Origin of the sequence: Snodgrassella sp. W8158 (assembly GCF_016100435.1) — a bacterium.
GTDB classification, from domain to species: domain Bacteria; phylum Pseudomonadota; class Gammaproteobacteria; order Burkholderiales; family Neisseriaceae; genus Snodgrassella; species Snodgrassella alvi.
The window spans coordinates 51,939-64,093 of sequence record NZ_JACFSM010000007.1 but is presented as its reverse complement, the minus strand read 5'-3'; the positions used below and the strand labels follow the sequence as shown (position 1 = coordinate 64,093).

At 36.7% G+C, this 12,155-nt stretch carries 22 protein-coding genes; all 22 read left to right on the top strand.

The genetic code is table 11. The features are described from left to right. Window positions 1–35: 35 nt before the first annotated feature. The 22 genes from H3V11_RS10895 (at window position 36) to H3V11_RS10790 (ending at window position 12,118) form a co-directional block, all read left to right on the top strand. Complete coding sequence (locus H3V11_RS10895; RefSeq protein ID WP_198224972.1) at window positions 36–311, top strand: hypothetical protein; 276 nt, start codon at window positions 36–38, stop codon at window positions 309–311. Between the two features lie 181 nt (window positions 312–492). Continuing rightward, window positions 493–810 (top strand): hypothetical protein, encoded by a 318-nt coding sequence (locus tag H3V11_RS10890; protein WP_198224970.1) that lies wholly within the window; start codon window positions 493–495, stop codon window positions 808–810. A 37-nt stretch (window positions 811–847) separates the two neighbouring features. Beyond that, on the top strand, window positions 848–1,078 hold the full coding sequence (locus tag H3V11_RS10885; RefSeq protein ID WP_025331445.1) for a hypothetical protein: 231 nt from the start codon (window positions 848–850) through the stop codon (window positions 1,076–1,078). A 126-nt stretch (window positions 1,079–1,204) separates the two neighbouring features. After that, window positions 1,205–1,975, top strand: a complete 771-nt coding sequence (bet, locus tag H3V11_RS10880) for a phage recombination protein Bet (RefSeq protein WP_198224968.1) — start codon at window positions 1,205–1,207, stop codon at window positions 1,973–1,975. Then, window positions 1,959–2,573: a lambda exonuclease family protein gene (locus H3V11_RS10875; protein WP_198224966.1), complete on the top strand. Its 615-nt coding sequence runs from the start codon at window positions 1,959–1,961 to the stop codon at window positions 2,571–2,573. Before bet ends, H3V11_RS10875 begins: the two co-directional genes overlap by 17 nt. Next, entirely contained in the window at window positions 2,574–3,044 is a 471-nt protein-coding gene (locus H3V11_RS10870) for a single-stranded DNA-binding protein (RefSeq protein ID WP_198224964.1), read from the top strand. A 58-nt stretch (window positions 3,045–3,102) separates the two neighbouring features. After that, window positions 3,103–3,621 (top strand): hypothetical protein, encoded by a 519-nt coding sequence (locus tag H3V11_RS10865; protein WP_198224962.1) that lies wholly within the window; start codon window positions 3,103–3,105, stop codon window positions 3,619–3,621. 83 nt (window positions 3,622–3,704) lie between these two features. Next, entirely contained in the window at window positions 3,705–4,007 is a 303-nt protein-coding gene (locus H3V11_RS10860) for a hypothetical protein (RefSeq protein WP_198224960.1), read from the top strand. 125 nt (window positions 4,008–4,132) lie between these two features. Next, the gene (locus H3V11_RS10855; protein WP_198224958.1) at window positions 4,133–4,420 is read left to right on the top strand and encodes a hypothetical protein; all 288 of its coding nucleotides are present in this window, start codon (window positions 4,133–4,135) and stop codon (window positions 4,418–4,420) included. A gap of 106 nt (window positions 4,421–4,526) precedes the next feature. Then, complete coding sequence (locus H3V11_RS10850) at window positions 4,527–5,168, top strand: hypothetical protein (RefSeq protein ID WP_198224956.1); 642 nt, start codon at window positions 4,527–4,529, stop codon at window positions 5,166–5,168. A 57-nt stretch (window positions 5,169–5,225) separates the two neighbouring features. Beyond that, window positions 5,226–5,399 carry a hypothetical protein gene (locus tag H3V11_RS10845; protein ID WP_171991520.1) on the top strand — a complete coding sequence of 58 codons (174 nt, stop codon included), beginning with the start codon at window positions 5,226–5,228 and terminating at the stop codon, window positions 5,397–5,399. Window positions 5,400–5,437: 38 nt separating this feature from the next. Then, a complete protein-coding gene (locus H3V11_RS10840; protein WP_198224954.1) occupies window positions 5,438–6,025 on the top strand; it encodes a hypothetical protein in 588 nt (195 codons plus the stop codon). Between the two features lie 70 nt (window positions 6,026–6,095). Further along, the gene (locus H3V11_RS12100) at window positions 6,096–6,260 is read left to right on the top strand and encodes a DNA methyltransferase (RefSeq protein WP_198224982.1); all 165 of its coding nucleotides are present in this window, start codon (window positions 6,096–6,098) and stop codon (window positions 6,258–6,260) included. Between the two features lie 10 nt (window positions 6,261–6,270). Further along, complete coding sequence (locus H3V11_RS10830; protein ID WP_198224952.1) at window positions 6,271–7,182, top strand: recombination-associated protein RdgC; 912 nt, start codon at window positions 6,271–6,273, stop codon at window positions 7,180–7,182. A 17-nt stretch (window positions 7,183–7,199) separates the two neighbouring features. Further along, complete coding sequence (dcd, locus tag H3V11_RS10825) at window positions 7,200–7,766, top strand: dCTP deaminase (RefSeq protein ID WP_198224950.1); 567 nt, start codon at window positions 7,200–7,202, stop codon at window positions 7,764–7,766. Window positions 7,767–8,046: 280 nt separating this feature from the next. After that, window positions 8,047–8,409 (top strand): hypothetical protein, encoded by a 363-nt coding sequence (locus H3V11_RS10820; protein ID WP_174830863.1) that lies wholly within the window; start codon window positions 8,047–8,049, stop codon window positions 8,407–8,409. 71 nt (window positions 8,410–8,480) lie between these two features. Continuing rightward, entirely contained in the window at window positions 8,481–8,783 is a 303-nt protein-coding gene (locus H3V11_RS10815; RefSeq protein WP_198224948.1) for a hypothetical protein, read from the top strand. Between the two features lie 65 nt (window positions 8,784–8,848). Further along, window positions 8,849–9,523, top strand: a complete 675-nt coding sequence (locus tag H3V11_RS10810; RefSeq protein WP_198224946.1) for a hypothetical protein — start codon at window positions 8,849–8,851, stop codon at window positions 9,521–9,523. A 38-nt stretch (window positions 9,524–9,561) separates the two neighbouring features. Then, window positions 9,562–10,620, top strand: coding sequence for a DNA cytosine methyltransferase (locus tag H3V11_RS10805; RefSeq protein WP_198224944.1), 1,059 nt, complete (start codon window positions 9,562–9,564; stop codon window positions 10,618–10,620). A gap of 39 nt (window positions 10,621–10,659) precedes the next feature. Beyond that, window positions 10,660–11,037: a hypothetical protein gene (locus tag H3V11_RS10800; protein ID WP_198224942.1), complete on the top strand. Its 378-nt coding sequence runs from the start codon at window positions 10,660–10,662 to the stop codon at window positions 11,035–11,037. After that, the gene (locus H3V11_RS10795) at window positions 10,983–11,396 is read left to right on the top strand and encodes a site-specific DNA-methyltransferase (RefSeq protein WP_370570185.1); all 414 of its coding nucleotides are present in this window, start codon (window positions 10,983–10,985) and stop codon (window positions 11,394–11,396) included. Before H3V11_RS10800 ends, H3V11_RS10795 begins: the two co-directional genes overlap by 55 nt. Window positions 11,397–11,467: 71 nt before the next feature. Continuing rightward, window positions 11,468–12,118 (top strand): polymer-forming cytoskeletal protein, encoded by a 651-nt coding sequence (locus tag H3V11_RS10790; protein WP_198224940.1) that lies wholly within the window; start codon window positions 11,468–11,470, stop codon window positions 12,116–12,118. The last annotated feature ends 37 nt before the right edge of the window (window positions 12,119–12,155 follow it).

The following is a 12,155-nucleotide window of genomic DNA, read 5'->3' as shown; positions in this document are numbered from 1 at the left end:
TGAGTTTTACAACCTGAAATAAGAAAGGAGTTGAAGTGATTAAACAAGAAATTCTGAGTAAATTAGCTAATAAAGAAGATTTAACACAAGAAGAAATTGAACTTATGTTGCAGGAGTTCAAAGAAGTTCAAAGCAATATTATTGATGCTGGGCATTGGGATACTACTATTTCCGCCATCTTAGAGGTAGATGAAGATCTATATTATGAAATAACCAGTTGTGTACCGAATAACGCTGAGGACTTTGAATACCAACAACCACGTAGAGTTAAAAAAGAAACGGAACCTGTTGAATCTTTTGTACCCTGTTGAATCTTTTATACGTTGTGAGAATTAACTTATTAATTATTAAATTTGAATATAACCACTGTACAGTGGGTTTTAATTTCGAGCCTAAGCTAATCAATCCAAGCACATTTAAACAAGTGTGCTTGTGTGGATTAGTAGACACGCCAGCATTAGCTGGCTTTTTTATTAGCTATAGAGGTGATATATGTTTGCTGTATATGGAAAATCATTACAAAAAGAAAGAACCAGAAAGTATAGATGTTGCAAATACAAAATATCAGATGAAACAGCAATGCGGGCGTTTAAGAAAGATACTGGGGCGTATAAGATATCTCCAGAGTTTTCATCTGAAGAACGGTGCTTAGAATTTATTAAATTAGCAAAATCGTACCCAGAGGTCAGGTGTTTATACATTGCTAAATTAGACAGAGTGAAAAACGAAAAAGGCCAAGTCATTATCAATGAAAAAACAGACAAACCAAAAATGAAATACTTCCGATTTAAAGGTATCCCTACTCAATAAATTAAACCATGTAACAGCAACAACGAGGGAGTTGTACATGATTAAAAATTCTATAACTGCATTTATTGCAGTTTTTTTAATGTCTGCTTCTCTTTCAGTATCCCCTGCTTTGTCTGATAAGGAGCAATTAGAGATACAGCGCAGTTATACAGCCAGGCAAATGCAGCAGAAAGAATACCAGGCAGATCTGGAAGTAAAACGGTTAGCTGATGCATATGCGCGCATGAGTGATAGCGAACGCATGAAAGGTGATGCAGAGCTTAAATAATTTTAGGTGATGATTATTGATATTCCTGCCCTGCTAATAACTTGCTAATCACAGAATAAATTACCAGAAGTTTTAACCAGTCCTAAAGCCTATTTATTAATGGGCTTTAATTTATGGAGCTTTAAAATGAGTACACAATTAGTTGCATTAGCAAATAATTTAGCTAAATCGCTTGATTTAGCAGACGGACAAGGCTTGATTGAAACATTGAAAAAAACAGCCTTTAAAGGCGCAGTAACTGATGAACAAATGGCTGCATTATTAATTGTCGCTAATCAATATAAATTAAATCCGTGGACTTCTGAAATCTATGCATTCCCAAGTAACGGTGGCATTACTCCAGTTGTGGGCGTTGATGGATGGGCTCGTATAATTAATGCTAATCCACAATTTGACGGGATGGATTTTGAACAAGATACAGAAAGCTGTACATGCCGCATTTACCGCAAAGATCGTACACACCCTGTTTCTGTTACAGAATTCATGGACGAGTGTAAACGCAATACACAGCCTTGGAAATCACACCCAAAAAGAATGTTACGGCATAAAACGATGATTCAGGCTGCACGTTTGGCTTTCGGCTTTGCCGGTATTTACGATGAAGACGAAGCAGAAAGAATCAAGGATGCCAAAGAAGGAGTTAAACCTGATGAGCTAAACCCTTTCAGGGGTGATATAGATAATCCGGATCGGGATAAATTGATTAAAGAGGCAGAAATTATTGCACAAAAAGGTGATATCGATTTACTCCGTAATCACTTTAAATCATTAGATAAAGCATCACGAAATATCATAGGCAGTGATGAAATGCTTCGTCTTTCAAATATCGCAAAAGAAATTGCTGATCAAACAATTGAGGCGGATGTAGTGGAGGTTAATGATGGAACAACGAACTGATGAATGGTTTGAAGCCCGCCTTGGTAAAGTAACAGCCAGTCGGATTTATGATGCTCTAAGTAAAACCAAATCCGGTTACAGTGCTACACGTAAAAACTATATGGCTCAATTAATATGTGAACGCCTAACAGGTAACAGAGAAGAGAGCTTTAAAACTGCGGCTATGCAAAGAGGTAATGACATTGAACCAAAAGCACGTGCAAGATATATGCTGGAAACTGGCGAGCTAGTTGAAGAAACAGGATTTATTAATCACCCTACTATCAATATGTCCGGTGCTTCACCTGATGGTTTAGTCGGAGAAGACGGGCTTATTGAAATCAAATGTCCTAACACTGCAACGCATTTGGAATTTTTACGTACCAAAAAACCCAAACCTGAATATTTATTACAAATGTTCTGGCAAATGGCTTGTACAGGCCGGAAATGGTGTGATTTTGTTTCATATGATGACAGACTTAAGGAACATTTATCTTTTCAGATGGTGCGCATCAATCGTGATGATGAACGAATTAAGGAAATTGAAGAAGAAGTTCAAAAATTTTTGCATGAACTTGATGAACAAATTGCTGAGCTGGATATTGTTATGGAGGCATAAATGTCAGTTAACAAGGTAATTCTGGTTGGTCGCCTTGGGCGCGACCCTGAAACACGATATATGCCCAATGGCGACGCTATAACGAATTTCTCTCTGGCTACTGATGAACAGTGGCGTGACCGTAATGGAGAGCGCCAGACACGTACTGAATGGCATAATATTACTCTGTTTGGTAAATTGGGCGAAATAGCCGGTCAGTATTTACGTAAAGGTAGCCAGGTGTTTATTGAGGGCAAAATTCAGAGCCGTAAATATACCGGTAAAGATGGTATCGAACGCACCGCATACGATATTATCGGCAATGAAATGAAAATGCTGGGTAATCGTAATGATGGTTTTGATTCTGGTAATAATAGCGCCGCACCACCTACATCATCGAACCCACCGCCAGCGGCACCACGCCGGCAACCACCTCAACAAACACCAACAACTCCACCAATAGATGATATTGATGACGATATCCCGTTTTAAATAATACAGATAAGACATAGCCAGCACTTAGCTGGCTTTTTATATGGAGTAAAGACAAATGGATACTATCGAAACACGTAAACAAAATGAGCAAAATCTAAAGTTTGAGATTGTTTATTCATATTATTTTGAAAAATTCATGAATAAATTTTATTCACGGCTTGATAAGCTAATATTATTTATTCTGATGGTTTTGGCTATCATCACAATAACCGGCACATCTAACATTGTGATCATTGGCTCAGTATCCGCTATCCTGATATTTGTTTTAATTGTCTCTCAAGCCGGTGCCCGTGCTCAGGCGACTAAAACCATATACCAAGAGTATTTTAACCTGTATCAGAATTTCGCTGACATGGATATAGACACCATTAAACGACGATTTAGGGCGATTCAAGAGAAAGGTAACGAAGAAATTAGCCGCCTTGCCTATCCTGCCCAAGTAGCGACTGCGCAATATTTAGGCATAACACCCGATAACGGTTATAAAGGATTACCCAGGAAATTAAACATGCTTGAAAAGCTGTACGTATTGTTTATTGGTGAAACAATAGAGTATGAATTTAAAAAAATCTAATCCTGTTGTCAAAGCCAAGCAGTGACAACCGTTATCGCTAATCCAAGCCAGCAATAGCTGGCTTTTATTTTGGAGATCAGATTATGTCTATCGACCCATATTTCTTTTTTATAACTGATGAAGGGAACATGGCTTTTTATACTAAGCGTAAGCGTTGGAGCAGGAGCACGAGCACTAAAATTACGAATTTCCCTGAGTTCCCAGAAAACTATAAGTATCTTCAGATAGAAAATAGTGAAATAAAAGACAAAATTATCACAATGCATGTGCGATTAGAAAATCCTGATCAGGTTACGTATAGCATTTGGAAATCTCACAACTTGAGCGAATGGGTACAGCTTACAAATGAAGAAGTTAAGGCTTTTTACAAGCGACAGGGTGATTAATAAAACTAGTTTGAGGTGTGGTTGGACACCGCCCAGCACGCAGGTGGCGGAAGTAACAGCATGCAGTACATGGCTGGAGTCCTTTCCAGTTGAATGTGCCGACTAACCGCCGTAAGCGGTTTATTATGAACCAAACTTTGAGAAATGGCTTGAAAATGCCCGAAAAAATTAATGTTCCTTATAGTCGAAAAACCGAAGTTCAATTTTTCAAGCTAAGCAATGATGAAATTTTTATTGGTTATTTCGACGACCTAGAAAAATATCTTAAAGATAATGATTGTTCATGCTTAGAAACACTTAACCCAGAGTTAGAGATTGAATGTGATGATGGGACTAAAAAGAAGCTATCAGCATTAGCAATAAAGTACAACGGAAAAATTCTTCCTAGGCAAGTCCTTTACTGGGAAATATAGATGTTTGCATAAAATTCATCAATAACCGCTTTATGCGGTTTTTTTTACAGCCGCCTTGTGCGGTTTTTTACAGCCGCTTTATGCGGCATTTATTTTGGAGATATTTATGTCTAAGAAAATTAAATTTTTGAATGGTAATGAAATACCTAGGGTAGAAACAGATATTTTTTATCCATCATTCGTTCAGAAAGATTATCATTTTTGTGTAAAATGGTATGCAAATAGAGAAGATGTTTTCATGTTATTGAATCACATCGTATTCTTAAAGCGCAAATATGCTATAAGGGTCGCAAAATTTTGTATAAAATTCATTAAACAAAATAGAGAGAAGTTTAATGCATTAACTGAAATATCAGAAAAAAATACAAAAGTATATATTCCGGCTTTTGAGTATACAGGAATGTATACACAGCTTGATGCTTCCTCTCCTATAATCGCAGACAATCAATTAGTCGAGAAAGGTCTAGTATACGCTACAGCAGAAGAGGCTAGAAATTCATGCAACAAGCTGTTACAGGCATTAAAAAAGGAAATGAGAAGACAGAAGTTTAATTTTTTAACAGAGAAACCTGAAACAGGTACAACAGTATTCGTTACTACCTTACAACGTTCTACTATAGAAGAGATAACTTTTGATCGAAATAACTTAGATCATATCTTCTATTACGATCTAGGTATGTTATACCGAAACCGTAATGATGCTTTACAAGCAGCAGAACAAATGCTCAACGATTATTCCTTAATTTAACTAGATTTATTTTGAAGATAAGCCGCCTTGTGCGGCTTTTTTCTAGGGGAGTAGAAAATGACAAAGGGTAAAACCAAAATATCAAGCTCATCTGATAGCTCAAATGTGACAATACATTTAACTATTAAGCATAAAAATCATAATATTGAGTTAACTCTTAATAAACATCAATTTAATCCTAAAACACTGGCTAAAGAGTTAAGCACTTTCATAGCTTCAATAACAGAATGAAATTCTGAAATTTAAGTCTAGATTAAAAAAGTTTTAACATGCGAAAAAAAAATAGAAAAAAGAAATTACGTTTTTCTGATACCTTTCTGGATCTAAATATAACAAGGTTGGCGGCTCCTCATATTCCCAGTGCTAACCCACATCTGACTATGCCCAATGGGATCATAATGCTCAAAGGGATTAATGGTTTAATGAAAGATGATGACAAAATATTTATTAATCTGTTTCTGAAAGAACGTATCAGCGAATTAAAAGCCGGAAATATTAGCAATATCGATTTTTCAAGGTTAGTAAATACTTTGTATATGGCCTATCGTCTATCCAGTTATTTTCTGGAAAACAATAGATGTAAGGAAGAGAAAGTAATTGAAGCAATGCGTGATCTAGGCACCAGATCATTTAATGCCACATCGTCAGTATTACAGGACTTGTCCCGAAGACGTGAACAAAATGGTCGTTATGTTGCCAGTGGTGACAATATCGTCAGCATTGAATCAATTATCTCTGTATTGGACAGTATTATTGAAATTACCACGATAGGTGAATGGTATACCGTGTGGCACAAGATTGTTCTGGAATTAATGGAACTGGACAGAGAAAACATCAAAAAACAGCGGGCCGCATAAATCAATAAATAGAGCCTAAAGAGGGTCAAGAAATGGCAGGAACTCTAGGTCATAACATTCAGTTAGATTTATTTTCGGCTTTACTACTCAGCCAGATGTTCTGGTTGCTGATCCTTTTGCCGGTTCTCAGACCACAGCACTTGCTGCTGAAAGATTAAATCGCCGTCGGGTCACAACTGAGATGCACAAAGAATACGTTCAAAATGGATTTGAACATTTTAAAATGAATCATTAAGGATAAAATAATGTCTAATTTTTATTTTAATCAAATTTCTATTTATTTAATCAATACCAATAATTTACCAAATTTAGAAACAATTGATGAGAAGCTGGCAAAAGCACAATTTCAACCCTGTACGGGACTGGAGTGGTCCAGTATAGGATTTACTAATCCTGTAGAGTTTACATCAGATATGGTATTTCCAGCACAAAACACCATACGAATTGCTTTGAAAAAAGAAGAAAAGGTATTACCGTCAACAGTAATTAACGATCTACTTGAGGAAAAAATCAATCTGATCCGTGAAGTTGAAGGGCGAAAAGTAGGCCGTAAGGAAAAGCAGCAATTAAAAGACACCATTACTGATGACTTGTTACCTCGTGCTTTTACTAAAAGTAATAATACTGATGCAATTATTGATACAAAGCGTGATTATTTATTAATCAATCAGGCTACAACTAGTCGTGCTGAAATAGTGCTTACGAAATTACGCGAAGCACTGGGTGGAGTGGAAGCAAAGCTGCCACGTACTAAACAGTCGCCTGGTAGTCTGATGACGGAATGGCTGTTAAGAGGAGATGCAGCCGGTCATTTTGAGCTGGACTGTGATTGTGAATTAGTAGGACTAGGTGATAATGCGCCTGTAGTTCGAATTAAGCATCATGATTTAACTGCTGAAGAGATCACTAAGCTCCTTCACAGCGGTAAAGTAGTGACGCAACTAGGGTTGAGCTGGAACGACAGGGTTCGCTTTGTCCTGACAGATAATTTTACTCTTAAGCGAATTCAGTTTCTGGATATCATTCAGGAAGAAGCATCTGGACAAGCTGATGATGATCAGAGCTTAGCCTATGCATCACAAATACTGATGGCTGAAGCTTTGGGCGAATTACTGGATGAACTGGTTTCCTATCTTGGTGGCTGGGTTTTGAATTAAACTTCTAAAGGTTAAATATGAGTATTAAATCAGACAAATGGATACGCCGTATGAGTGAAGAGCACGGCATGATTGAACCGTTTGAACCTAATCAGATTAAACAGCTAAACGGTGAAAAAATCATTTCCTATGGTACTTCCAGCTATGGCTACGATATTCGCTGCGCACATGAATTCAGAGTTTTTACTAATATCAACAGTACCATTGTTGACCCGAAAAATTTTGATATGCGTAATTTTGTAACTGTTGAAGACGACTTTTGCATTATTCCGCCTAATTCTTTTGCTTTGGCACGTACTGTGGAATATTTCCGTATCCCGCGCAATGTCCTTACTGTGTGTCTGGGTAAATCAACTTACGCGCGTTGCGGTATTATCGTTAATGTCACGCCATTTGAACCAGAATGGGAAGGCTATGTAACTCTGGAGTTTTCCAACACTACACCGCTACCGGCAAAGATTTATGCTAATGAAGGCGTGGCCCAGGTACTTTTCTTTGAAAGTGATGAAGAGTGCGCTACTTCTTACAAAGATAGAGCTGGTAAATATATGGGACAAAGTGGTGTAACACCTCCAAGGGTATAAAAAGCTACGTCAATCATTTAGTAGATTTCTTAAAGTGAAAGTTTCAGTGATGAATAATTCAGAAACATATGATAAAAACATGGCTATATTACATAACAGTGGACTAACTCACTCAGGTAACAGTCATGGTGTACGTATCAAAACTAACGCGGGTAACATCGTGTTTTACCCTACTTCAAATAAATACGTTTATAAAAACAAATCTTACTCAGGTAATGCTAACGATGTAATTGAGTTTATCAGACGTATATAGTGGCTATATTTTAGAGGGTAAAACAAAATGCAAATTAAAAAAGGAGCAACAAGGGTAGTAATTATACTTAAAAAGTATGTTATTAAAATTCCTCGTTTCAAAACGATGCGATCGTTTAGTAATGGATTAAGCGCAAATTTGTACGAAAAAGAATTTTCAGAATTTTTATTTCCTTATGTGAGCCCTACAATTTTTAGTTTGTGGGGCTTTTTAAATATCCAATATAAAGTATCAGTCACTAATCAAGAGGCTGAATTGAATATATGGATCAAAAATTTAGGATCTATTAAATGTGAATCTCAACGTAAATATTTAATTAATTATGTGGAATTAAAAACAGACAGTATTGGATATCTAAATAATAAGATTGTGGCTTGTGATTATGGCTAATAAATACTCTGAATTAAATCATAGAACTTAAAACCAGCACCTAGCTGGCTTTTATTTTGGAGGATTCATAGATGGATATTTATAATAGAAAAGAGAGAATTGTAGAGAAATTAATTAATGAGGAAGAATTAACGAGAGAAGAAATTATCTTTTTAGTTGAAAATTTTAAGAAAGTTAGCGAACAAAAAATCCCTGAATTTGATCAATTACGTTTTATTGTCGCCTCTGTTTTAGAAGTGGGTAAAGATTTATATTATGAGGTAATTTGGTATTTTTCACCATTTAACCTTTTGGGAAATGAATACCCCAATCAACCTAGAAAAGTTAAAAAGCCTCCAGAAGAAAGAGACGTTTACATGCCTTATGATGATTAACTTCAACGCTAAATATTAAATTGAAACTAGCTACTAAATAGTAGCTTTTTTATTAGAGAATTAAAATGGATACTGAACTTGAATATATATGTTTACGGTCATCTTACCCTGTTGGTCAAGCCTATTATCGTTTAGATTTAACCAATAAACTTGGTTACGATGAAATTATATGGCTTAACTCCCCAGAAAATCTCCGAGACGCATCTCTGAATGTTGTATTTTCTGAAATAAGAGAAGTACAACAGACTCAAATGTTAATTATTAATTATCTTTATTCAAACAAAGAGAAATTTAATTTTATAACAGAGGAACCGCAAGATGGAGAATACGTCTGGGTTAGTGACCTTTTCTATGAGGGTTTTGCGAGCTTCTTTGAATATGATTCAAGTTGGGATACGACTAAACAAGCATTTAAAAATCATATTTTATTTACAACCGCAGATGGAGCAGTTAAAGCCACTAAGAGCATAATACAAATTCTACGTAGAGAAGCAGCAGAAAAGCGTTTTAAACCTCTTACTAAAGAACCACAAGATGGCACCACTGTATACATGGCCGATGTTACATCGAAAGATGGTTATAAATCTCTTAGTTACACTAAAGAATTTGAACATTTATTAAATTATCGGCTTTTATACCCTGATATATATGAAGCTATACAGGCAAGTACAGCAATGAGGCAATTAATTAACCCACCAATACCAGTCACGACGAAAAAACCTGAACCAGATAAACAATAACTAGCCAGCTAACCGCTGGCTTTTTTAATGGAGGCTCCATGCTTACGTACGGAAGTATATGCAGTGGTATTGAAGCTGCCAGCGTAGCTTGGGAGTGCCTGGGCTTTAAACCGCTGTGGTTTTCAGAAATTGAGCCTTTCCCCTGTGCTGTACTGGCTCATCACTGGCCGGATATACCTAATAACGGGGATATGACAACACTGGCAGACAGAATACTGAACAGAGAAATACCAGCACCAGACATTCTTGTTGGTGGCACACCCTGTCAGGCGTTCAGCGTTGCCGGTTTGCGTCAGTCCTTAAATGATGACCGTGGCAACTTAACTCTTGAAATGGTTAGGATATTAAATGCAATTGACACTATTCGAAGACAAGACGGAAAACAGCCCGCTATCCTTGTATGGGAAAACGTCCCCGGAGTACTGTCCACAAAAGATAATGCACTGGGATGTTTTCTGGGAGCAATTGCCGGAGAAGACATACCAATTCAGCCGGCAGGGAAAAAATGGACAGGTGCAGGTTTTGTGTCTGGACAAAAACGCGATATCGCATGGCGCACCCTTGATGCTCAATTTTTCGGAGTGCCCCAACGACGCCGTAGAATCTTCCTTGTCGCAAGTGCTCGAGAAGACATTAGTGTCGCAAAAATACTATTTGAGCCCGAAAGCGTGTGCTGGAATATTAAGAAGAGCACAAAAAAACAAACAGACATTACCGGTACTCTTACAACACGCCCTGGTCGCCGTCTCGATGCGTCAAGAGATACCTATATTTTGGACAAAGGAGGAATGACTGTCAGTGGGAAAAAGATATACCCACCATTATTAGCAAGTATGGCAACTAAGCAATGGATTGGTAATCAGGAAGCCTTTTCAGGGGATTATTTTATCAATTCATCAGATAAAAATCCGCGGAGGCTTACACCGTTAGAATGCGAAAGATTGCAGGGTTTTCCAGATAATTACACACGCATACCCTACCGTAACAAATCTGTAAATGAATGCCCAGATACACCGCGTTACAAAGCTATTGGTAACTCAATGGCGGTACCAGTAATGCGATGGATTGGGAAGCGAATTATGTTAGCCGGCAATTAGCTGGCTTTTTTAATTAAGTAATTAGATGATGAAAATCCTATGAGATTATTTAACGGCGACTGCCTAAATGAGTTACAGCACCTACCAGATGCCAGTATTGATTTAATCATTGCCGATCCACCTTACGGCATTACTAATTGCGAATGGGATAAGGTGATCCCACTTGAACCTATGTGGAAAGAGTTGCATAGAGTAGCAAAAGATTCGGCAGCTATCTTAATTTTTGCGATTGATATTTTTGAAAGTGATTTAAGAGTTAGTAATCGCGATAACTATCGGTACGAAATAGTTATTGAAAAAAACACGCAACAGGGTTTCTTAATGCGAACAAACGACCACTGCGTGCACATGAAAATATTTCTGTGTTTTATAGGAAACAACCTACATACAACCCGCAAAAAACAGATGGACATATGAGAAAAGTATCTAGTAGGAATTCAGCAAATAGTAAAAATGGTAAGCTTTATGGTAAAGCCGAAAAGAGAGTGAAATATGATTCCACAGAAAGATATCCGCGCAGTGTCTTAGTTTTTTCAAGTGACAAACAAACCAATGCACTACACCCAACACAAAAGCCTATTGAGCTATTACAGTATTTAATCAAAACCTTCTCCAATCCCGGTGATACTGTCTTAGATTTTACTATGGGATCAGGAAGTACAGGTGCTGCTGCTTTGATGTTAGATAGGGATTTTGTTGGAATTGAACAAGATCCCCGTTTTTTTAAAACTGCTGAGAAATGGCTTAATAGCATATGCAATTTTGAATTAGTTTAAACCAAATACGAAATAAAAAAGCCAGCAATTAGCTGGCTTTTAATTACAACCAATGAAATACAGTATGAAAGATGAAAGATAAAAAAATTACCCATAAATGGCTTAAATGGCATGGTGCTTGTGAAGATAAACTCAACGCTTTTAACGAACAATATCCTAACGGTGCAGGAGCTTTAGAGGCTATAACGTTTTACTTATATTTAGGCTATCAAGATTTTGCCTCACGGATAGTAGATAACTTACCTTTCAAGGAGACACCCTTAAAATTTGAGAATGCACAAGGAGGAGACATTTTTTACCCTGGTAATGTTTATATAAACGGTACTGTTAATTCCATTAATAAGATATACATTAAAGGGAATCTTAATGTTAAGAAACAACTTATCGTTAAAGATAAAGAAAATATTTATGCTAAATCCGTTGAAGCTAAGAAAATTGACATTAGTGATAGAGCTTTTATTTATGCAAACTGCGTGAATGCTAACACAATAGATATTAGCAAAGAGGCCCTAATTTACGCTCAAACTGAAGCCAAAATGATTATGCTTTTAGGGGGACATATTAGAGGAAATGTAGAAGCAAAAACAATACATAACAATAAAGGTCTAATCTTCGGTGATGTTAAAGCTGATGAAGTCAAATTAATTAATGATGGAAAAATATCAGGAAATATTCAAACTCAACATTTATCGAGATACACCGTAAAACCTCGTCTTTACTAATGATATAAACATTAATGCAACTATATCCCGGAGTAAA